This is a genomic window from Candidatus Cloacimonadota bacterium (genome assembly GCA_021734245.1).
Classification (GTDB): domain Bacteria; phylum Cloacimonadota; class Cloacimonadia; order Cloacimonadales; family TCS61; genus B137-G9.
The window spans coordinates 13,193-33,709 of sequence record JAIPJH010000025.1; the positions used below are offsets into that span (position 1 = coordinate 13,193).

General features: G+C 36.8%; 21 protein-coding genes and 1 tRNA gene. 9 read left to right on the forward strand and 13 right to left on the reverse strand.

The features are described 5' to 3' along the window. The first annotated feature begins 35 nt into the window (after positions 1–35). The 9 genes from K9N40_05625 (at position 36) to K9N40_05665 (ending at position 8,665) form a co-directional block, all read left to right on the forward strand. On the forward strand, positions 36–1,205 hold the full coding sequence (locus K9N40_05625; GenBank protein ID MCF7813934.1) for a hypothetical protein: 1,170 nt from the start codon (positions 36–38) through the stop codon (positions 1,203–1,205). An 8-nt stretch (positions 1,206–1,213) separates the two neighbouring features. Continuing rightward, on the forward strand, positions 1,214–2,563 hold the full coding sequence (locus K9N40_05630; GenBank protein ID MCF7813935.1) for a DUF3943 domain-containing protein: 1,350 nt from the start codon (positions 1,214–1,216) through the stop codon (positions 2,561–2,563). A 29-nt stretch (positions 2,564–2,592) separates the two neighbouring features. Next, positions 2,593–3,876, forward strand: coding sequence for a 30S ribosomal protein S12 methylthiotransferase RimO (rimO, locus tag K9N40_05635; GenBank protein MCF7813936.1), 1,284 nt, complete (start codon positions 2,593–2,595; stop codon positions 3,874–3,876). Between the two features lie 112 nt (positions 3,877–3,988). Next, positions 3,989–4,987 (forward strand): tryptophan--tRNA ligase, encoded by a 999-nt coding sequence (gene trpS, locus K9N40_05640; protein MCF7813937.1) that lies wholly within the window; start codon positions 3,989–3,991, stop codon positions 4,985–4,987. A gap of 137 nt (positions 4,988–5,124) precedes the next feature. Further along, complete coding sequence (secG, locus tag K9N40_05645; GenBank protein ID MCF7813938.1) at positions 5,125–5,490, forward strand: preprotein translocase subunit SecG; 366 nt, start codon at positions 5,125–5,127, stop codon at positions 5,488–5,490. A 19-nt stretch (positions 5,491–5,509) separates the two neighbouring features. Continuing rightward, positions 5,510–5,598, forward strand: a tRNA-Leu gene (locus tag K9N40_05650). A 107-nt stretch (positions 5,599–5,705) separates the two neighbouring features. Then, positions 5,706–6,845, forward strand: a complete 1,140-nt coding sequence (locus K9N40_05655; GenBank protein ID MCF7813939.1) for an amidohydrolase — start codon at positions 5,706–5,708, stop codon at positions 6,843–6,845. A gap of 1 nt (position 6,846) precedes the next feature. Then, positions 6,847–8,007, forward strand: coding sequence for an alanine racemase (alr, locus tag K9N40_05660; protein MCF7813940.1), 1,161 nt, complete (start codon positions 6,847–6,849; stop codon positions 8,005–8,007). A gap of 34 nt (positions 8,008–8,041) precedes the next feature. Continuing rightward, on the forward strand, positions 8,042–8,665 hold the full coding sequence (locus K9N40_05665; GenBank protein MCF7813941.1) for a hypothetical protein: 624 nt from the start codon (positions 8,042–8,044) through the stop codon (positions 8,663–8,665). Positions 8,666–8,674: 9 nt separating this feature from the next. Here the strand turns inward: K9N40_05665 and K9N40_05670 are convergent, their stop codons facing one another. From K9N40_05670 to K9N40_05730, 13 genes are all read right to left on the reverse strand, one after another. Next, on the reverse strand, positions 8,675–9,103 hold the full coding sequence (locus tag K9N40_05670) for a nuclear transport factor 2 family protein (GenBank protein MCF7813942.1): 429 nt from the start codon (positions 9,101–9,103) through the stop codon (positions 8,675–8,677). A gap of 168 nt (positions 9,104–9,271) precedes the next feature. Further along, complete coding sequence (gene rlmD, locus K9N40_05675) at positions 9,272–10,588, reverse strand: 23S rRNA (uracil(1939)-C(5))-methyltransferase RlmD (GenBank protein MCF7813943.1); 1,317 nt, start codon at positions 10,586–10,588, stop codon at positions 9,272–9,274. After that, positions 10,585–11,298 (reverse strand): polyprenol monophosphomannose synthase, encoded by a 714-nt coding sequence (locus tag K9N40_05680; protein MCF7813944.1) that lies wholly within the window; start codon positions 11,296–11,298, stop codon positions 10,585–10,587. Before K9N40_05680 ends, rlmD begins: the two co-directional genes overlap by 4 nt. Then, positions 11,295–12,050, reverse strand: coding sequence for an N-acetyltransferase (locus K9N40_05685; GenBank protein ID MCF7813945.1), 756 nt, complete (start codon positions 12,048–12,050; stop codon positions 11,295–11,297). The genes K9N40_05680 and K9N40_05685 overlap by 4 nt, the downstream gene beginning before the upstream one ends. Before the next feature lie 46 nt (positions 12,051–12,096). Beyond that, the gene (locus tag K9N40_05690; protein MCF7813946.1) at positions 12,097–13,200 is read right to left on the reverse strand and encodes an efflux RND transporter periplasmic adaptor subunit; all 1,104 of its coding nucleotides are present in this window, start codon (positions 13,198–13,200) and stop codon (positions 12,097–12,099) included. A 15-nt stretch (positions 13,201–13,215) separates the two neighbouring features. After that, positions 13,216–14,391: a trypsin-like peptidase domain-containing protein gene (locus K9N40_05695; protein ID MCF7813947.1), complete on the reverse strand. Its 1,176-nt coding sequence runs from the start codon at positions 14,389–14,391 to the stop codon at positions 13,216–13,218. A 7-nt stretch (positions 14,392–14,398) separates the two neighbouring features. Next, positions 14,399–14,980, reverse strand: coding sequence for a hypothetical protein (locus tag K9N40_05700; protein ID MCF7813948.1), 582 nt, complete (start codon positions 14,978–14,980; stop codon positions 14,399–14,401). After that, positions 14,980–15,183 (reverse strand): DUF6485 family protein, encoded by a 204-nt coding sequence (locus K9N40_05705; protein MCF7813949.1) that lies wholly within the window; start codon positions 15,181–15,183, stop codon positions 14,980–14,982. The genes K9N40_05700 and K9N40_05705 overlap by 1 nt, the downstream gene beginning before the upstream one ends. A 272-nt stretch (positions 15,184–15,455) precedes the next feature. Further along, the gene (locus K9N40_05710; GenBank protein ID MCF7813950.1) at positions 15,456–15,929 is read right to left on the reverse strand and encodes a tRNA (cytidine(34)-2'-O)-methyltransferase; all 474 of its coding nucleotides are present in this window, start codon (positions 15,927–15,929) and stop codon (positions 15,456–15,458) included. After that, positions 15,929–16,960 (reverse strand): thiamine ABC transporter substrate-binding protein, encoded by a 1,032-nt coding sequence (locus tag K9N40_05715; GenBank protein MCF7813951.1) that lies wholly within the window; start codon positions 16,958–16,960, stop codon positions 15,929–15,931. Before K9N40_05715 ends, K9N40_05710 begins: the two co-directional genes overlap by 1 nt. Next, positions 16,957–17,709, reverse strand: coding sequence for an ABC transporter permease (locus tag K9N40_05720; protein ID MCF7813952.1), 753 nt, complete (start codon positions 17,707–17,709; stop codon positions 16,957–16,959). The genes K9N40_05715 and K9N40_05720 overlap by 4 nt, the downstream gene beginning before the upstream one ends. Next, a complete protein-coding gene (dnaB, locus tag K9N40_05725; protein MCF7813953.1) occupies positions 17,702–19,048 on the reverse strand; it encodes a replicative DNA helicase in 1,347 nt (448 codons plus the stop codon). Before dnaB ends, K9N40_05720 begins: the two co-directional genes overlap by 8 nt. Before the next feature lie 867 nt (positions 19,049–19,915). Then, positions 19,916–20,517: NADP-dependent isocitrate dehydrogenase (locus K9N40_05730; protein MCF7813954.1), on the reverse strand; the 602-nt coding region annotated here is incomplete at its 5' end.

Here is a 20,517-nt window from a genome sequence, read left to right on the forward strand (position 1 = left end):
ACGTAACGAGATTTTATAATTTTGGAGAAAAGAATTTGAAATTTAAGTTCCTGATAATTTTTGTTTTGCTTTTTTCGATTTTATTTTCACAAGAAAATATAACCAACGCCAAGAAAGAACGTTCAATTTTCAGACCTGTTATTTTTGGTCTTGTTTATCCTCTTTCCACAAACCACTCTAAACATGACAGCACCTATCTGAATTTAGCCCTGATCCAGAATACAGTGGGAAAAGTGAAAGGTGTAAATTTATGCGGTTTTTCTGCTGTAAGTTCAAAATCCGTAAAAGGAATTCAAGGTTCTCTCCTCTACTCACAGATTAACGAAAATCTGAAAGGTGTGTCTTTTTCAACTATTAACGTGGTAAATCACAACATTAAAGGAGTTCAATTCGGTACTGCAGCAAATTTGCTGGGTGGTAGTTTCGTTGGATTTCAGAGTTCTGGAATTGTAAATTTTCTGGGCGGAAATTTTGTGGGATATCAGCAATCGACGGTTTTCAATATTGTAGGAAAATCATTTGTGGGACTGCAAACTGCCGGAGCCGGCAATGTTGTGGGCGGCAATTTCAAAGGTGTGCAATTTGGATCGTCTTTCAATTTTGTGGGAAAAGTGATGAAAGGACTACAGTGGTCTGGAGTTAACGTTTGTGCGGAATTAACAGGACTGCAAGTTGGCTGGATAAATATTTCTCAGATCAATCATAAATGGCAGATCGGTGTGATGAATCTGGCGGAAGAACAAAAGGGAATTCCGGTTGGATTAATAAACATTTCCGATGATGGAGATATTCAATGGCAGAACTATGTAAGCAATTTTGCCGGTTTTGTTACAGCAGTCAGGTTTATATCAAATAATTTTGTTTCTAGCGTGGAAATGGGAGCTCCCAATTTAAAATCAGATTACGATAGCTCTGCCCTGTTAGGTTTTCATTATGGATATCGCTGGCTAATTCACAAATTTGGATTGGAAACCGACCTGGGATTCTTCCATATAGAAAATTTTGATGAAGACGGAAACAACGATTATCCAGATAATTTCGCTCTTCAGCTACGTTTCTCTGCAACTTTCAGAATTAACAAATGGCTGGAAATTTATGGCGGTTTTGGTGGTTCCACAATGAGTGAATATGTTCTGGAAGAAGACGCTGAATCGATCGATAATGAAGATAGTTATCTTTATTTTGCAGGAATTAATCTGTTTTAGGAATTCAAATGAAAATATTTTTGATATTTATAATTCTAATAACTTGTTCTGTTCTTCTTTCTGAAGAAACGCAAATTGACAGTCTGTTCAAACCCAATTTCAAGTTTGCTGCTGTCGAAGCATTCAGTATCAATATTGGTGTTTGGAGTGTAGATCATTACATTGCCAGAGCTGAATGGGCAAATATCAGCATCGAATCGGTGAAACGCAATCTTGAATCCGGTTTTGTATTTGATGACAGTCAGTTCCTGATGAACCAGTTTCTGCATCCCTATCATGGCAATATGTATTTCAATTCGGCTCGCAGCAATGGCTTCGATTTCTGGTTGTCTGCGCCTTTCGCACTTTGCGGCAGTTTGATGTGGGAACTTTTCATGGAAATCGAAAAACCTTCCAACAATGATCTTTTTACTACAACTCTGGGCGGGATAATGATGGGCGAAATCACCTATCGAGTTTCATCTCTTATTTTGGATGACAACTCAACCGGAACTGAACGAACTTTCCGGGAAATCGGAGCGGGTTTGATTAATCCAATTCGTGGAATTAATCGCCTCATCAAAGGAAAAACGAAAACTCGTCATAAGTATTATCGTAATGAAAAACCGGATGTGATCGGTGAGATTTCTCTGGGCGGAAATACGGTCGGTGAAGGGCTGGATCTGCTGAACGGTAAACAGTCTCCCCTTTTAAAAGTACAGTTTGTTTACGGCACTCCCTTTCTGAATGAAGAACGCAAGCCTTTTGATTATTTTAATATGCATTTAGGATTGAACTTGAAAGGCATTGATACGATAACAAATTTTTATGGAGATGCTCTGCTTTGGGGCAGAAATTTCAACTTTGTGGGAAATACCGGAGACATGGTTCAGGACAATCTGGCCGGGGCTTTTCAGCATTTTGATTATCTGGCAAATGATGTTTACAAAGTGGCTGCCAGTGGAGTCGGCGGAGGGTTAATTTCCAGGTTCTCTGCTTATGAAGGCATGGAGCTTTTTACTTCCTGCCACATTTCGGCTGTAATTCTAGGCGGCAGTAATTCTGCTTATGCCCTGGCAGCTGATCGAGATTATAATTTAGGTCCTGGATACAGCAGCAAATTTGAAGGCTGGCTTGTTAACAGCAAATATGGTGAAATGTATGTGGGTTATCTTCGTTACTGGCTCTACACTCTCAGTGGTGCCGCTGGCCACGAAACAATTGAAATTACAAATGGAAGAATCGAAACACCGATAAGCAGTCATTTCAAGCTTGGTGTTGAATATCTTTACTATTCACGAAATGGTGTTTATGATGAATATGAAGATGTGAAAGCAGAAAATAATGAATTAAGAACATTTATTTCTTACAGATTTTGAAATGAAAAAAATGGGGAATTCGAGGTTAAATGAAAAAATATTCAATCGTTAGTTTGGGCTGTTCCAAGAATTTAGTCGATAGTGAAGTTTTCAGCGCAATCGCTTCTAAAGCTGGGTTTACGTTTACACAAATTTTGGATGATGCAGAAATTATCGTCGTCAATACTTGCGGATTCATTATTGATGCCAAAGAAGAATCGATAAATACTATCCTGGAAATGGCAGATTATAAAGAAACCGGTAAATGCAAAAAGTTGATCGTTACTGGTTGCCTGGTCAAAAGATATTTCAATGATCTGGAAGAATCAATTCCAGAAATTGATGAACTGATCGATTTGAAAGATTTCGATAAATTTGCCGAGATATTCCAAACTAATAGAACGGAATCCAGGAAGCTCTTGACTCCTTTACATTTTGCTTATCTGCGCATCAGTGACGGCTGCAACAATCATTGTAGTTATTGTGCCATTCCATCCATTCGAGGTCAGTTACAAAGTGAACCAATGCAAAAGTTGATTGATGAAGCAAAAAGTTTAGCAGATAGAGGTGTTAAGGAACTTATCCTTACTGCTCAGGACTCGGCACGCTACGGCTTTGATCTGTATGGAGAAAGCAAACTGGCAGAATTGATGACAAAGCTTCATGAAATCGAAGAAATAGAATGGATCAGAGTATTATATCTTCACCCCGCTCATATCACCTCCGAGATCATCGATGCTTTTGCGAATTTTCCAAAAGTTTGCAAATATTTCGAGATCCCGATCCAACACATAAACAATGAGATCCTGCTGAATATGAATCGTAAAGTAACTCGAAACAGAATTGAAGAGATCATTTCCGAGATCAGAAATAAAATTCCAGAAGCGGTTGTTAGAACTACCCTGATCGTTGGTTATCCCGGTGAAACAGAAGAAAAATTTCTGGAATTAAAAGAATTTGTAGAAAAAACAAAGTTCGAAAGATTGGGGGTATTTATCTATTCTGAAGAAGATGGAACACCGTCAGCAAAACTGCTAAATGATGTGGAAGAAGAAATTGCAGAACAGAGAAAAGATGAAATCATGAGCCTTCAGCAACAGATTTCTGAAGATTTCCTGGCAAGTTTAATTGGCAAGAAGATCAAAGTTATTATTGACCGAAAAGGTAATGATGGAGAATTTCCCCTGGAAGGAAGAAGCTATTTCGATGCACCGGAGATCGATGGCACTGTATTCATCGAATCGGGTGAAGCTGAAATTGGTGATATTGTGGAAGTGGAAATAGAAGATTCCTGGGAGTATGATGTGATTGGAAGGATTTGCTCCCCTTCGTAAGGGGAGATTAAGAGGGGTTTTAAATAAATAATAAAACTTTAAAAAGAATTGAGTAAACCCCCTTTTATTCCCCTTTCTAAAGGGGGACTTGAAATTTTTTTCGGAGGAATACATGGCAAAAAAAATTGCATTAACCGGCATAAAACCAACAGGTTTACCACATATCGGTAATTTTTTCGGAATGTATAAACCGGCTTTGGAACTGGCAGAAGATTACGACACTCGATATTTCATAGCAGATTATCATGCACTCAACTCGATGAAGGATCCAAAACTGGTGAAGGAACTTTCCTATGAAGTTGCTGCCACCTGGCTGGCTATGGGTTTGAATCCCAAGGAATCGATCTTATATAAACAGTCGGCTGTGCAGGGAACTTTTGAACTGACAACTTTTCTGATGGCTTTTACATCAAAAGGTTTGATGAACCGAGCGCATTCCTACAAGGCTAAGGTGCAGGAAAACACAGAACTCGGTAAAGATCCTGATGATGGTGTAAATATGGGACTTTTCACTTATCCAGTTTTAATGGCAGCAGATATTCTGCAATTCGACAGTGATGTTGTTCCTGTGGGAAAAGATCAGGCTCAGCACCTGGAAATGGCTGTAGATATTGCTCAATCGATCAATCATAATTATGGAAAAGAGTTATTGAAAATACCCAAAGCATTGATCAAAAAAGAAACTGGCTATGTAATAGGCTTGGATGGCAGGAAAATGAGTAAAAGCTACAATAATACAATTCCACTTTTCCTTCCTCCCAAAAAACTAAGAAAACTTATCATGAAGATCGTTACGAATTCACAAACGATCGACGAACCAAAAGATCCTGATAACTGCAGCATTTTTGCTCTTTATAAGCTCTTCTCAACCAAAGAACAACAAGAAGATTTAAGAAAGAAATATCTGGCTGGTGGAATGGGCTGGGGTCATGCAAAACAATATTTATTTGAGATTATGAATGAAACACTTACTCCGATTCGAGATAAATACAATCAATTGATCAGCGATAAAGCTTACATAGATGAAGTTTTGATAGATGGAGCTGAAAGGGCAAATGAGATAGTTTCCCAGAAAATGGATTTTATTCGTAAAGAAATTGGTTTAAGTTAAAATCTTGTTCCTTTTTTAGTTTACAGGAAATTTTGATTAAGCTCTTTTTTCTAATTGACACGAAAAAGGGCATTAAATAAAAGTGACCAGCACTCAAAGTTGAGTGTTGATAATAATATTATGAATAAGGTGATAAAATGTTTACTTTTTTAATGATAATCCACGTGATTATTTCTGCAGGTTTGATTTTAGTGATTTTAGCTCAATCCAGTAAAGGCGGTGCTTTAGATGGAATGGTTGGTGGAACTGCAACCAATTTACTTGGTGGCCAGGGCGCATCAAAATTCCTGAAAAATACTACTCAGATTCTGGCAGTTCTTTTTATGGTTAATTGCATTCTTTTAGCACTTCAGCTAAAAACTCCTTCTCAAGCTACTTCTACATCGACTAAAGCTGTAGATAAAATGCGCGAGCAGGTTGCAGATCAACCACAAAATGAAGAACTCCCACTTTTACCGGAAACAGATCAGCCAGTAGAAACAGACACAGAAACAACAGAATAATCTAATAAAGTGTAATTCTGCAGAAGTGGTGGAATTGGCAGACACGCAAGACTAAGGATCTTGTGCCCTTTTTTGGGTGTGCGGGTTCAAGTCCCGCCTTCTGCACCAGATATCAAAGCCCTCATGAAAATGACGGGCTTTATTTTATTATCCAAATTCACTATTGACAGCGTTAACCGCATATTAAATATTAAATTAAAAAATTTGGAAATATTATGATTGATAAAGATTTGAAAAAATTTAGAAAGGAATTACATAGAAATCCAGAGCTTTCTGATAATGAAGATAAAACAGCTTCGAAGATCATTGAAACATTATCTAATTATAATCCAGACAAAATAATGACTAATATTGGTGGCAAAGGTTGTGCGGCAGTATTCAATTTTACAAAACCAGGAAAAACCATTGTTTTCAGAGCGGAATTGGATGCACTGCCAATAACTGAATCCAATGAGTTTGAATATAAAAGTAAAACATCAGGTGTCAGTCATTCTTGTGGTCATGATGGTCATATGACAATTCTGATTGGACTAGCCAAGTTATTGGATCAAAATCGAAAAGCACTGTGTGGCAAAGTAATCCTGCTTTTCCAACCAGCTGAAGAAATTGCTGCAGGTGCAAAACGAATTATTCAAGATAATAAATTTTTGAATTTAAAACCTGATTATATCTTTGCTTTACATAATCTTCCAGGATTTGAATTGAATAAAATTATCTTGAAAAAAGGAATTTTTGCTTCAACTTCTATCGGACTCAAAATTCATCTTAAAGGCGAAACATCACATGCCGGTCATCCCGAAAATGGCCGAAATCCAGTGATGGCATTCACATCTATCGTCAACGATCTTATTGCAATTCCACAGATTTACACTTCATTTCAGCAGGCAGCATTAGTTACCATTATCCATGCGATCTTAGGAGAGGAAGCTTTTGGCACTTCTCCTGGTAAAGCTACGATCATGGCTACTTTTCGAGCTCATTCTGATGAAGTCCTCATTAAAATGAAAAAGCAGGCAGAAATTTTGGTTAAGAAATCTGCAGAAGCATCAAATCTTGATTTTTCCATGGAATGGGTGGAATATTTTCCTGCACTTATCAATGATGATAATTGTGTAGAAAGTATTGAAAATACAGCAAAAAAACTTGGATTTAAGCTGCAATGGCAAACTTCACCATTTTCCTGGACGGAAGACTTTTCTTATTATACTCAAAAAATTCCAGGAGCATTTTTTGGCCTTGGTTCAGGAAAAGATCATCCGCAACTACACAATTCAAATTATGACTTTCCAAACGAAATCCTATCTACAGGAATAAAAGTTTTTTACAATTTAATTAAAGAAATTAACAGGAACTAATATGTTTAATTCATCCCTCATCGAACTTGATTACAATGCATTAAAGAAGAATCTGAAATATTTAAAAAGCCGTTTATCTAAATCCGTAAAATTTTGTTCTGTGATCAAAGGTAACGCTTATGGTCATGGTATCACCTATTTCGTTCCAATGGCAGAATTCTGCGGGATAGATTATTTTGGAGTTTATGATGCTCATGAAGCAAAAAAGGTTCTTTCTGTAAAAAAAGATGAAACAGACCTGATGATCATGGGAATGATCGACAATAACGAATTGGAATGGGCTATAGAAAATAATATTTCATTCTATGTTTTCGAAATGGATCGTTTGGAACATGCTGTAAAAGCAGCAAAAGAAGTAGGAAAATCTGCTCGAATACATTTGGAATTGGAAACTGGAATGAATCGAACTGGTTTCGAAGAAAAAGAAGATCTTTCGCAAGCATTGAAATTAATTAAAGAGAATAATGAATTTTTGATATTAGAAGGTATCTGTACGCATTTTGCCGGAGCAGAATCGATTCAGAATTATCATAGAATTCAAAAACAACACAAAACTTTCAATAGATTGATAAATAAATTGAAAAGACAAAGCATGATATCCAGATATGTTCATGCAGCCAGTTCTGCTGCCACTCTGCTTTACCCGGAAACTCATAAGACAATGGTAAGAGTTGGAATTGCACAATATGGCTTTTGGCCCACATTAGAAACAAAAATAAAGAATCTCCTGGATGATAAAAATCACTTTGCCAAAGATCCGCTGCGACAGATTTTAAGCTGGAAAAGCAAAATTATGAGCACAAAAATTGTTGAACCAGGTAATTTTATCAGCTATGGAACGTCTTACTTAACAAGACGTAAAACGCGATTTGCTACAATACCTGTAGGTTATTATCATGGTTACAGTCGCAGCCTCAGTAATAGCAGTCATGTATTGATTCATGGTAAAAAAGCACCTGTTATCGGTATGATCAACATGAATATGATGCTGGCAGATGTAACTCATATCGGTACTGCCAGAAAAGGCGATGAGGTTGTTCTGATAGGCAAGCAGGGAAAAAATAAAATTTCTGTCGCTTCTTTTGCTGAACTTACAAATTATGTTAACTACGAATTACTATCCCGTTTGCCAATGGAGATTCCAAGAGTTATTGTGAAATAATTGTTAAGAAGTCAACTATTTAAAAGGAGGAAAAATGCCTACTAGCGAAACTATTATTGAAGGATTAACCAATATTTCAAACCAGAATATGATCGTTGCCCTTGCCTGGCATATTTTATTATTTATCTTATTAATTTTCATAGCATCAGGCTGGCGACCATTCCAAAAAGTTACGGGATTATTCTTTTCACTGCCACTTCTTTCTGTAAGCCTGTTTGCTCTTTTGTCACAAAATCCATTTAATTTCATGATGTTCTTAATCTTGTCGATATTGCTTATAATCTATGCCTTAAGATTACCAAAACATAAGGTTATTTTTCTACCTGGTTTCATAACAATCACGGGAATAATAATGATCGTTTATGGCTGGATTTATCCTCATTTTCTGATAGATGTAAATCCTCTGATTTACGTTGTGGCATCTCCAATTGGTTTGGTTCCCTGCCCTACTTTGTCGATTGTAATTGGTTTTAGCTTACTTTTCAGGAATTTCAATTCCAAAAAATGGGGAATTACTTTAAGTGTTTTCGGACTTTTCTATGGAATAATTGGAATTTTACGATTAGGTGTGATCCTGGATATTGGTTTGCTTGCAGGTGCAATCATTCTGCTGATATTTAGTCTAAAACAACCCGGAATTGTGAATTTAGCTGAATAGCTTCAGAAATCAAAACTCAGAGAATTCATTTCCGCAGATCATCCAACCATCAAAACTTTTATAGAAATAGGAGAGATCGCCATATTCTACAGAAGGTTCTGAAGAAGTTTCATCGCCCAGTTGCATTGTAAAACTAACGGTTGCAAAATCACCACTGAAATCAAATTCCAAAGCTGAAAAATCGAAGCTGTCAAAATCGTTCAACCTGATCTGCCAGATGATTTCTTCGTCATCCCAATCGTTGGAATTATGTATAAAATCAGGATGATATTGAGACATAATTTTATTCAGATCATTGAAGTTAAACCCTGTTTTAATTTCATCGAAAATATTTTTTATCTGAGTTTTATCAACATCGCTCGGTGATGAAAGATCGCAGGATGAAAGAAACAGAAAAATTGTAATCAAAAAAACTATATATAAAAATGTATTTTTCATAAACCCTCAGTCAGCTTCGCTTGACAGCTCCCTTCTTAAGGGAGCAAAATTGGAAACTATCAGTTTTTATTTCTTTATTCTCCCCCTTGATAAGGGGGATGAAAATTTATCCCGTGGAATCCTATGGTTATTCTACTGGGAGGGGGTTTTATTTTCATTTAAAATGCTTCACCTTTCCAAAACCATCACGTTTTCTATGTGAAACGTGTGCGGAAACATATCAAAAGACTGCATCAAATTAACCTTGAAACCTTTTTGTAAAATCATTTTTACATCTCGTTTCTGAGTATTGGGATCGCAACTAATATAAACAATCTTGATAATTGAATCATCCAGTTTCTCTATTATCGATCTTTCCAAACCTTTTCTGGGAGGATCAAAAATAACTGTATCGATTTTATGATCTATTTTTTCCAGTTCTTCTTCCACATTACCACAGATAAAGTTTGCATCCATAATATTATTTAACTTCGCATTTTCTTCTGCATCCAGAATTGCATTTTCGTTATTCTCGATTCCCCAGAGCTTCTGCCCCACACTTTTTACATATATCCCAATAGAACCGACTCCGCAATAAGCATCCACTATATTTTGTGAATTGACAAGCTGTTGTTTTACAAATTCATACATCTCTGCTGCAATTTCTGAATTCACCTGAAAAAATGATTTATAATTCAATTTGAATTTCTTACCATTAACTTCTTCAAAAATATAATCTCGACCAAAAAGTATTTTTTCACCATCATCCAAAATTACATTTGTTCTGTTCGGATTAATATTAAGAACCACTCCTACTAAATTTGAGAAATTTTCTTTTAGAACTCGAACCAGCTGATTTGTGAAGGGAACTTTCCTGTTTTTGGAAACAACAACAACGATCAATTCATCAGTTTTCTGTGAATACCGCATTCCCAGATGACGCAAACTTCCCTTTCCGGTTTTTTCATCATATATCTTTATTTTGGAAGCAGTTACATATTCCATGAAGACCTTGCTCACATCATCAAAAAGTTTAGGATGCAATTTACAATTTTCATGTGGAATTACTTCATGAGATCTTTTGGCAAACATGCCAATAACTGGTTTTCCAGTTTGGCTGGCAACAGGAAAGAAACTTTTATTCCGATAATAATTTATCTTCTTACTGCCAATGATCGGTAATTTTTTTTTAATTGGAACATTATAAAATATTTCATCGATTATCTGCTGTTTAAAATGTAACTGTTTTGAATATTCTAAATTCAGCCAGTCACAACCACCACAGGTTCCAAACACTTCACAATCTGCATTCCTGCGAAATGGAGAAGGTTTTATGATTTCTTTAACTGAAGCAAATAAATTTTTTCCTTTTTTGAATTCAGTCTTCACATTCAGAATATCTTCAGGAAGGCCGCAGGTAACAAAAACAGGTTGAGAATCATTGAATCCCAACCCATAACCTTTATAAACCAGTTTTTCAATTTTCAGATTTTTGAGCTCATTCATAATTTGTTTTGAAGCGACATTAGTTTTAACTTCCAAACCATCCAAATCGCTTCCCTTACAATTTTTTTACTCATCTTGGATTGCCCGCTGCGGCGATCTGTAAAAACAATAGGAATCTCCTTTATCTTAAAACCCTGTTTCCAGGTGCGGAAGTTCATTTCCACCTGAAATGAATAACCATCGGAAAGAATAGAATCAAGATCTATCTTCTCCAGAACTTCTCTTCTAAAACATTTGAATCCACCGGTAGGATCTTTTACGGGTAAACCGGTAACAAACTGTACATAATGAGCAGCAAAAAAGCTAAGCAGTAAGCGGCGCATCGGCCAGTTTACTACGTTTATTCCTTCAATGTATCGCGAACCTATCACCAGATCATTTTGCTTGATTTCCTCCAGCATTACCGGTAGTTCTGCAGGATCGTGAGAGAAATCTGCATCCATCTCGAATATGTAATCGTATTTCTGCTCGATGGCATATTTGAAACCTGCTACGTATGCCGGACCTAAACCTTTTTTTTCTTCTCTTTCCAGAATATGAATGCGATCATTAGACTTCATTAAAGCTTTTACAATTTTTCCAGTGCCGTCAGGAGAATTATCGTCTACAATCAGAACTTGAAGGTTTTTATCCTGCCTCAATACTTCAGAAATGATCGAACTAATATTTTCTGCTTCATTATATGTGGGAATTATAACTAATGCTTTCATTTTTCATCCAAGTTATTTTTTAATAATTGTTTTTCTTTTACTCTGGCTTTTGGTTTTGCCGGTGAACCAAGCCAGACTTCTTCTTTCTTTACATCTTTGGAAACTACACTTCCGCCTGCAACCATGCCGTCTTCTTCGATTGTTTTTCCTGGCAGGATGGTTGCATTCACACCAATTCTGCCGCCTTTTCTTATTGTTACGCCTTTGAAATGATTGAAGCGTTCTTTATCTCGCCCCATAAAATTATCATTACTGGTAGCTACAGCAGGAGCTACAAAGCAATAATCTTCGATTGTAGAGTATGCAGTAATATAAGCATTTGTCTCAATTTTATTGCGGTTTCCAACCTTACAGAAATTCTCAATCGTTACGTTCCTGCCGATAATATTCAAATCACCGATCTCCACATTTTCTCGAATGGTTGCCAGATCGGCAATAAGACAATTATTTCCTACTTTTGCCTGACAGTAAATTACAACATTCGCCCCTATCTGGCATAGATCTCCAATTTCTGCAGGACGCAAATCTTTTTTCACTTTGAAAATGCTGCGAGGAGATGATAGAGGTTTCTTGCCGATGATTGTGTTATCTTCGATACGAACTCCGTTGCCAATGGTAGTTCCTTCGTAAATTATAACATTATGTCCAATTAAACAATCCTTACCGATCTGGACATTATCCATGATGATGCAGTTAAAACCCCATTTGGAATTTCTTCCGATAACTGCTGATTCAGCAATATGCTGGCTCATCTATTCTCCCGATTTACCTTTTTAACTCTCTTACTATCTATTTAACTTAGAAATTAAACTCGAAGTCCTTTTCATCTTTAACCGGTTCGCTGTAAGAAATGCTGTCGCCTTCTGCTAAACCTTCGATTATCTCTACCTGCTGGAAATTGTTAATTCCGGTTTTCACAACAACGCTGTTGGCAATTGTATCGTTTTGCACTTTATAAACAATATCCTGATTATCATCACTGCTGAAAATCGTGCGGATTGGAACGACCAGAATATCTTTCCTCTGTTCACCAATAATTGTAATATTGGCTGTCATTCCAGGCCTTAATCTCTCATCAACGTTCAATATTTCAATCTCTACAGGAAAAACCTTCACATTGTTGTAACTGATTGCCATGGCAGCAATTTTGGTGATCTCTCCCTGGTATTTTTCATACGGATATGCATCCACCTGGATTTCTACTTTCTGATTTTTGCTGACTTTAGAAATATCAACTTCATTGATGCGGGAATTTACTACCATTCTTTCTAAGTCTGCTAAAACCACGATAACAGTTCCAGCTGTATAAGATCCGGTATTGGAAACAACCATCTCACCTTCTTCCACCGATTTTTGAATAACCGTTCCAGAAGCTGTGGAAATAATTTTTGAAACATTATCTTCTGTTTCAATTTCCTTTATAATATCGTATTGCTGAATGGCAGATTTGTAGTTTATACGAGCTTCAGCAACCACATCTTTATAGGAATCAAGTTCCTGAGAAGAAATAAAATTCTGATCAAAAAGCTTTTGTTTATCCTGCAGATCCTTCTCAGCATTTCGCAATCTTAGTTCCGATAACTCTAAAGTACTTTTTACACGTGTTATCATTTCTGCCTGGTTGTAGTCCGGTTCAATCTCGGCAATGATATCACCTTTATTTACAAAATCTCCTTCTTCTACGAAGAATTTCGTTATTTTTCCACTGATTTTCGATTTGATCTCGATTTCTTTAATTGGTTGGATCTCGCCAGTTTCTTCCAGTTTAACTGTGATCTCACCTTTTTCTACCACGTAAGATTTTACGCTGCCAGCCTGAGATTTTGCATCTTTCTGAACTGCTACTTTACCGCACCCAAAAATCGTTAACACCACAATTATTATCAAAAATATTTTTTTCATTTTAACTCCAGAATTTTATTTATACTCAACTGCATCTATCAAAATATCAATCTCTTTTCCATTTCGAATTGCTATAATTTTAATTTTATCTCCCACTGAAATATCGGTAACAGAAAGTTCAGCTTCTTCGGTATTCGTGATCTTCTGTCCATTTATGTCGATGATAATATCACCTTTTCGTAATCCAGCCTTATATGACGGTGCTCCTTCTTCTACAAAATTTACCAGTACACCATCCATTGTATCCAGTTTAAAATGTTGTGCCAGCATCGGGTTTATATCCTGAACTTTAAAACCAAACCAGATATCACGAATTTTACCATATTTTATCAATTCCGTGGTAATCTTTTTAACTCTGTCTATTGGAATGGAAAAACCGATTCCAATGCTGCCGCCACTTTCGGAAAGAATAAATGTATTCAAGCCAATTACTTCGCCGAAAATGTTTACCAGCGGACCACCGCTGTTTCCCTGATTGATAGCTGTATCAGTTTGGATCATGCGGCGATAAACTTTACCTTCCTTGTTTTCTGCAAAATCCCGATTTACTGCCGATATAACACCAACCGAAACGCTTGGTTTGCTGTCTTTTATCACAAATCCATACGGATTGCCTACGGCAATTGCCCATTCTCCAATTATAAGATCGCTGGAAGTTCCCAGTGTTGCAAAGGGAAGATTCTCTCCCTCGATCTTTACCACGGCAACATCATGAACGCTATCTACACCGATAAGTTCTCCATCAAATTGCCTGTCATCGGTCAAGATAACTTTAATTTCGGTAGCTCCTTCCACCACGTGTGCATTGGTTAGAATGTAACCGTCTTTAGAAAATAAAACACCTGAGCCAAGACTTTTTACATTATAGGGAACATCATTGTAATAACCAAAAAAGAATCCCATTCTTCTGCGTACAATTTTGGTTTTAATTACATTTACACTAACCACAGCAGGTTCGATAAGTTCAACAGCCTTGGTGATGGAATTTTGACGTGAAACTCTGATCTCATCCGCCATTTGCTGTCGTTCTTCAGGACTGCTCTTTTCCGGTTGCTGCTTGGGTTCTTGTTCAAAAAACTCGGTATTCAACTGCTCGGGAACGTAAAGATTATCACGCTTTTCAAATTTTGAATAAATAAACAAAGCAATAATTATTATCGCAATTATTAATACAATATCATTCTTTTTCATAACTCACCTATTTTACAATTAAATAAATTATCACATTCCATAAACCAACCACGAAACCTATAGCTAAAACAACGTACATCACATAGCGATATATGTAGCGTTCGTAATAATGCTTAATAATATCCATATCTATTTTCTTATCGATAAGTTCAATGTATTTTTCAACTTCATAATGCTCCATCAGGTAAGGTACAAAACTGCGTAAAAACTGCTTCGTAAGCTGATATATAATCGATGCAAAAAAGAAACGAATGTTCTCTTTCCATTTGTGTGGTAGAATTTTTATATTTTCGATAGGTTCAAACTTATTCCAGGCTTTATGGAACATATCATTTTCCCACTTGCTGATGCGGGATTCGGAATCATTATTTCTGGAATCGTTGATGAAATCCTGAACCAATCTGGTTATTCTATGTATCAGATAATTCTTGGCTTTATAAGCAAAACCAGGAGTAAGAGGAACTTTCTTTCCATTGGGAAAACGTTTCTCTTTATCTGGGAAAAAAAGAGCCTGTTTTATAAGATATGTTACCAGAAAACCCGGCAGCATATTCCATAAAATGATAAATACAGGCTTCAAAAATGCCATCATATTTTGCCTTGATTGAATAGCTCTACAAAATGTTTATAAGATCTGTTGAAGGTTTTTTCGGCATCTGCTGGGAAAAAACAGGCAGGAAGTTGGCGCATTTTGCGATGATAATGCAGACATTCGCAGCAGGTTCCTTTCTTTCCACAAGAATATGTGCAGTTACAATATTCCAGATTTTTTTGTTTATTTTCACAATTCATAATTACCTCATAAATCTAAAGAAATCACATATATTCATAATAAATTAATGAATAGAAGTAAAGAAAATTGCAGGGCTTTTTTGTCAATTACTTGTTGCAAGTTTCTGGAGCTGGATTCTTGTTGCTGGCAAGTCACGGCGTAGCTTTTTTTTTACTTCTCTTGCATCAGCGAAGCCGGATTGCTGGTTGCTGGTTGTCATGGTTGTCATGGTTTTACACTCTGATTTCTTAACTCCCACTTCTCATCTTCCCAAAGTCTCAAAGTCTCAAAGTCACTCAAGCTCAAAACCAATCTGTTTCCAGGCTTCATACATTATCACTGCAACGCTGTTGGAAAGATTCAAAGAGCGAATTTTATCTGTCATTGGAATTTTGATCGTATTTTGCCAGTGCTTGTGCAGAATCGCTTCTGGAATGCCACGAGATTCGGGGCCGAAGATGAAGATATCACCTTTTCTGTAATCAACATCAGTAAACAAATTATCACTTTTGGTGGTGCACCAGAACATTCTTGAGTTAGGATTTTTGTTCAAAAAAGCTTCCAAATTTTCATGAACTTCATATTTTAATTTGTGCCAGTAATCCAAACCGGCACGTTTTAGATGTTTATCAGTTATCAGAAATTTCATGGGTTTTATTAGATGCAATTCTGCATTCATGCCAAGGCACAATCTGCCTATGTTTCCTGTATTGCCAGGAATTTCTGGTTCGTACAGCACAATTTTGAAATTGGTTTTTGCAGCCATTACTTCAGCATTATCGATTCCCAGCGTTTCAGCCAGGCGGAGATGTTTCGATTGATCGAACGATCAGAAAATGTTTTTGAATAATCTTTTGTAGATTTCGGTAATAATTCATATTTTGGTCCCAATTCAATTTGTTTATTTACAGGATACATCCACATGCGTTTGGGAATGTAAGTTTGAAAATCTTCTGAAAGAATGAATTCAATGAATTTCTGAGACATTTCCAAATTATGAGTAGAACGATGAATTCCTGCAGTAAGATAATAATTGTAGCTGCCTTCTGAAGGAATCGTTGTTTTATATTTCTGCGAATTCTCCATGATCTGATGATAAACCGGTGTTGTATTGTAGCCAATTACCAAAGGCGCTTGTGCAGCTAAAAACATGTTATATGCATCGTCATTATTATCGGCAACTGTGTAGATATTTTCTTTTACACTTCGCCAGAAATGCCCATAGCCATTACTACCGAAAGCTGCTACCGACCAGATAAGCATTGCTCTTCCCAAACTGGAAGTGCGAGGATTCATTAGAATTATCTTCTCTTTAAAAATACCATCCTGCATTTCTCCAAAGGTCGAGGGAACTTTTTCTATCTGATAGTTATTGTAAATGAATCCTATCTGACAAAAACTGACAGGTGTTGTTTGAAAAGTTGGATCGATCAAATTTTTTTTTTCTACAAAGCGTAAGTTCTTTGCTTCGTATGCAATTAAAAGACTATCCTTGTAAATATCAGGATAGACAACATTATCTAAGCCAAAAATAATATCGATGTTCTGCAAGCTATCAGGAATGTTCTTCAAAGAATCTAATATTGCAAAAACATCGGGAAAAATTTTTGTGTCAACTTCACAATTGAAAATGTTTTCAAATAATGGAAACATTTCACTGTAAAAATCCTCATTCAGAAAAATTTCTGTGGCATAAACGTGCAATGTATCTGAATGAAAATCGACAATCTCTTCCTTTTGCCAAAAGCAACCATAAAAGCATAATCCAATTATAATGAATATTACTGCGTTTCTCATACCATTCCTCCGAACAAAATCGAGGCCACAATAAAATCCATTATCAATATGCAGATAGCTGAATATACAACCGTTAAAGTGGCAACTTTTCCAACTCCCTCTGCCCCGCCAGAAGCTTTACTTCCTGTAAAACAGCCGATACTGGTAATGATCAAACCAAAAAATACAGATTTAACCAAACCTCCCCAGAGATCGGATGGCAGGAAGAAATCACGCATATTGGAAAAAAAACTAAATGCATTTACCTGGTATTTTCCCACAGAAAGCAGAAAAGCTGCAAAGATACCTACGAAATTTGAAAATATCGTCAGGATCGGAAACATTAAAATTCCTGCCAGAATTCGCGGCATGTAAATATAATCGATAGGATCGATAGCCATTGTTTTGAGTGCATCCAGTTGTTCACTCACTTTCATCGTTCCTATTTCGGCTGCAATGGAAGCTCCAACTTTTCCGGTTAGAACTAATCCCGTAAGAACTGGAGCTAATTCTATCATGGTAGACTTTCCCACCAGAACACCAATCAGATTTTCTGGAATATATCCGCTGGTTTGATAGGAAGCTTGAACGGAAGTTACTAAACCTGTAAAACCGGAGGTGATGGAAATCAGCAGGAGCGAATCAAAACCGATTCGTTTCATTTGAATGGTAATCTCAGGTAAACGTTTCTTGATCTTAGTCAGATGCAGAAAAACCGCTATCTGGAATCTTACGTATTCGCCAAAGATCGTTATAAGATTTTTAATCATATTGATTTAAATCTCGGAAGGCAGTAAATGGCGCATCAAATTTCATCTCAATTTTTCCGATTGCACCATGACGATTTTTTCCTATGATTACTTCTGCAATGCCAGGGAATTCAGTATCTTCGTTGTATACTTCATCACGATAGATGAACATCACAATATCAGCATCCTGCTCTATTGCTCCCGATTCACGGAGGTCAGAAAGTTTGGGACGTTTATCATCTCTGTTTTCCAATCCGCGATTTAGCTGTGAAAGTGCAATAATTGGAATGTTTATCTCTTTTGCCAGAACTTTTAGATTTCTTGATATCTCAGAAATTTCCTGCTGACGATTTTCTCTGTTTCTTTTGCTGCTCATCAGTTGGAGATAGTCAATTATAATAAGATCCAGGCCTTTTATTTCTGCTTGTAAACGTCGGGTTTTGGCACGAATATCCAAAATAGTATTGGAACCGCTGTCATCTATATAAATACTTTTCTCTGCCAAAACCTCTGCTGCTCCGGCGATTCGCAGAAGTTTCTTCTCGTTCATGCCATAGCCTTTCAGCATGTTTTCCATTTCCACTTCCGAAGCTGAACTCAGAATTCTCATCAATAATTCTTCCGCTTCCATCTCCATTGTGTAGATCCCAACTTTTTTATCGTATCGAACAGCTGTATTGGATGCGATATTCAGAGCCAACGAAGTTTTTCCCATGGCAGGCCTGGCAGCAAGTACGATCAGCTGACCAGGACGAAAACCACCAATTTTTCGATCCAATTCCAGAAAACCGGAAGGAACACCATGCACATTTTTCTTGGTCGTGGCTGTTTCTTCTATATTTTTAATGGTTCCGGGAATTACTTTGGCAATGCTTTGGAAGGCTTTTCTATTTGGTCTTTCGGCGATCTTAAAGATCATCTGCTCTGCATCATCGACTATGTCTTCTACAGGTGCGTCGGAGTTGTAACTTATCTCGATGATCTTATTGGAAGCAGATATCAATTGCCTTAAGAGAGCTTTTTCTAAAACTATATTAATATGGAATTCGGCGTTTGCACCACTTAAAACCACATCCGAAAGCTCATTGATAAAAGATTCTCCTCCAACCTTTTCCAATTCACTATTTGTTTTTAAATGATCGATAAGAGTAATAATATCGATCTCGGTATTCTGTTCGAATAATTCTGTTATATTTCGAAAAATGATCTCATGAGATTTTCGGTAAAAATGTTCCGGATCCAGATTTTCGATTGCTTTTGCTACTACGAAATTATCTATCATCATGGCAGAAAGTACCGCTGCTTCTGCATTTATATCGTTTGGTAGTTGCCTTTCTGTGCGACTTGCCATATTAACCATCCCCAATATTTTTTAGAATATTCACTTTTAAAAACAGAGTTTATTTTTGCAACAAAAAATAAAAAAAGTTGTTATTATATTGATTTACAAGATGTAAAAAAAAGTTTAAATAGCTCCGTGATTTATCTCGGGGTGATAATTTTTGAAAACAAAAACGGGCTTCAGCCCAAATGGAGGGTTAAAATTTAATTTTTTTTTATTTTTTCTTCCACGAGCTAAAGCACGTGGCAATTCAAAATCGTGGACTGGACTTCAGAACACAAAGATTAGATTCGTTCTCAACACCAATCTCGCTTTGCTCTTCCAAACTCGAGCTCGAAAAAGAGCTTTCCGACAGCTTCTGTAAGAATCTGCGAAAGAAGCTGTCGGAAAGGGATGCAGAACCATTGCGGAGGTCTAACGACCATCCGCAAGGTATCGAGGTTGGTTCAATCGTCTCGATTGAACTTATTGTTTTTACTGATCGTCCACGATCAGATATGTGGAATTTTCAAGACGAAAAAATTGTAAATGCTCAGACTCCACGAGACGTGAAGCCCAACAAGTAATCCGTGTTCATCAGCGGCAAAAGAGATCCTTCATACCTGTGTCGGCGAAGTTACACGAAGCCGTAAGAACAACGAATTTAACTCACCTCATACCGAAAGTATTCGAAGCACCATTCTCAAAAGAGGATATTTTTTTTTGCTGTAAGAAACCTTGAAAAGGTTTATTAAAAAGTATCATCCTCGTAAACCTTTTCAAGGTTAACAAAAAAAAACCCCGAAACTCGAGGGCTTTTAATTTGCTTTTTCTTTTTCCTCCCCCCTGTAAAGGGTGAATCAAAAAGGGGTTTGATTTTATAAACTTAAAAAATCAATCACTATTCTAATTCAACGATTTTGTGCTGAAAAGATCGATGATCGTGTTGAATGTGATACTTGGCCGCATCGCTTTAGCAGCTTTCAATTCGTCTGGTTTATAATAACCACCGATATCAACAGGTTTTCCCTGAACTTCCGAAAGTTCTTCCTTGATCTGCTCCTTATTTGCTTTCAGGTGTTTATATAGTTTCAGGAAGCTGTGCTGCATTTTTTTATCTTTATCCTGATGTGCCAAAGCTTCTGCCCAGTATAAAGTTAAATAGAAATGACTTCCGCGATTATCCAGTTCCTTCACCTTTCGTGAGGGAGATTTACGATTTTCCAGGAATTTCTCGGTTGCTTTATTCAGAGTTTCTGCCAAAATTTTTGCTTTCTCGTTTTTAGTTTTATCGCTCATATGTTCCAGAGAAGCCGCCAGAGCCAGAAATTCTCCTAAAGAATCCCAGCGCAGGTGATTTTCTTTGGTAAACTGCTGAACGTGCTTGGGAGCAGATCCACCGGCACCGGTTTCAAATAACCCGCCACCCTGCATCAAAGGTACTATGGAAAGCATTTTGGCACTTGTTCCCACTTCCAGAATTGGGAAAAGATCGGTAAGGTAATCTC

What these genes read in the sequence shown, in the direction of transcription:
- K9N40_05630 (MCF7813935.1), top strand. Translation starts at nt 1,214, where the DNA reads ATGAAAATATTTTTGATATTTATAATTCTAATAACTTGTTCTGTTCTT.
- rimO (MCF7813936.1), top strand. Translation starts at nt 2,593, where the DNA reads ATGAAAAAATATTCAATCGTTAGTTTGGGCTGTTCCAAGAATTTAGTC.
- trpS (MCF7813937.1), top strand. Translation starts at nt 3,989, where the DNA reads ATGGCAAAAAAAATTGCATTAACCGGCATAAAACCAACAGGTTTACCA.
- secG (MCF7813938.1), top strand. Translation starts at nt 5,125, where the DNA reads ATGTTTACTTTTTTAATGATAATCCACGTGATTATTTCTGCAGGTTTG.
- K9N40_05655 (MCF7813939.1), top strand. Translation starts at nt 5,706, where the DNA reads ATGATTGATAAAGATTTGAAAAAATTTAGAAAGGAATTACATAGAAAT.
- alr (MCF7813940.1), top strand. Translation starts at nt 6,847, where the DNA reads ATGTTTAATTCATCCCTCATCGAACTTGATTACAATGCATTAAAGAAG.
- K9N40_05665 (MCF7813941.1), top strand. Translation starts at nt 8,042, where the DNA reads ATGCCTACTAGCGAAACTATTATTGAAGGATTAACCAATATTTCAAAC.
- K9N40_05670 (MCF7813942.1), bottom strand. Translation starts at nt 9,103, where the DNA reads ATGAAAAATACATTTTTATATATAGTTTTTTTGATTACAATTTTTCTG.
- rlmD (MCF7813943.1), bottom strand. Translation starts at nt 10,588, where the DNA reads ATGAATGAGCTCAAAAATCTGAAAATTGAAAAACTGGTTTATAAAGGT.
- K9N40_05680 (MCF7813944.1), bottom strand. Translation starts at nt 11,298, where the DNA reads ATGAAAGCATTAGTTATAATTCCCACATATAATGAAGCAGAAAATATT.
- K9N40_05685 (MCF7813945.1), bottom strand. Translation starts at nt 12,050, where the DNA reads ATGAGCCAGCATATTGCTGAATCAGCAGTTATCGGAAGAAATTCCAAA.
- K9N40_05690 (MCF7813946.1), bottom strand. Translation starts at nt 13,200, where the DNA reads ATGAAAAAAATATTTTTGATAATAATTGTGGTGTTAACGATTTTTGGG.
- K9N40_05695 (MCF7813947.1), bottom strand. Translation starts at nt 14,391, where the DNA reads ATGAAAAAGAATGATATTGTATTAATAATTGCGATAATAATTATTGCT.
- K9N40_05700 (MCF7813948.1), bottom strand. Translation starts at nt 14,980, where the DNA reads ATGGCATTTTTGAAGCCTGTATTTATCATTTTATGGAATATGCTGCCG.
- K9N40_05705 (MCF7813949.1), bottom strand. Translation starts at nt 15,183, where the DNA reads ATGAATTGTGAAAATAAACAAAAAAATCTGGAATATTGTAACTGCACA.
- K9N40_05710 (MCF7813950.1), bottom strand. Translation starts at nt 15,929, where the DNA reads ATGGCTGCAAAAACCAATTTCAAAATTGTGCTGTACGAACCAGAAATT.
- K9N40_05715 (MCF7813951.1), bottom strand. Translation starts at nt 16,960, where the DNA reads ATGAGAAACGCAGTAATATTCATTATAATTGGATTATGCTTTTATGGT.
- K9N40_05720 (MCF7813952.1), bottom strand. Translation starts at nt 17,709, where the DNA reads ATGATTAAAAATCTTATAACGATCTTTGGCGAATACGTAAGATTCCAG.
- dnaB (MCF7813953.1), bottom strand. Translation starts at nt 19,048, where the DNA reads ATGGTTAATATGGCAAGTCGCACAGAAAGGCAACTACCAAACGATATA.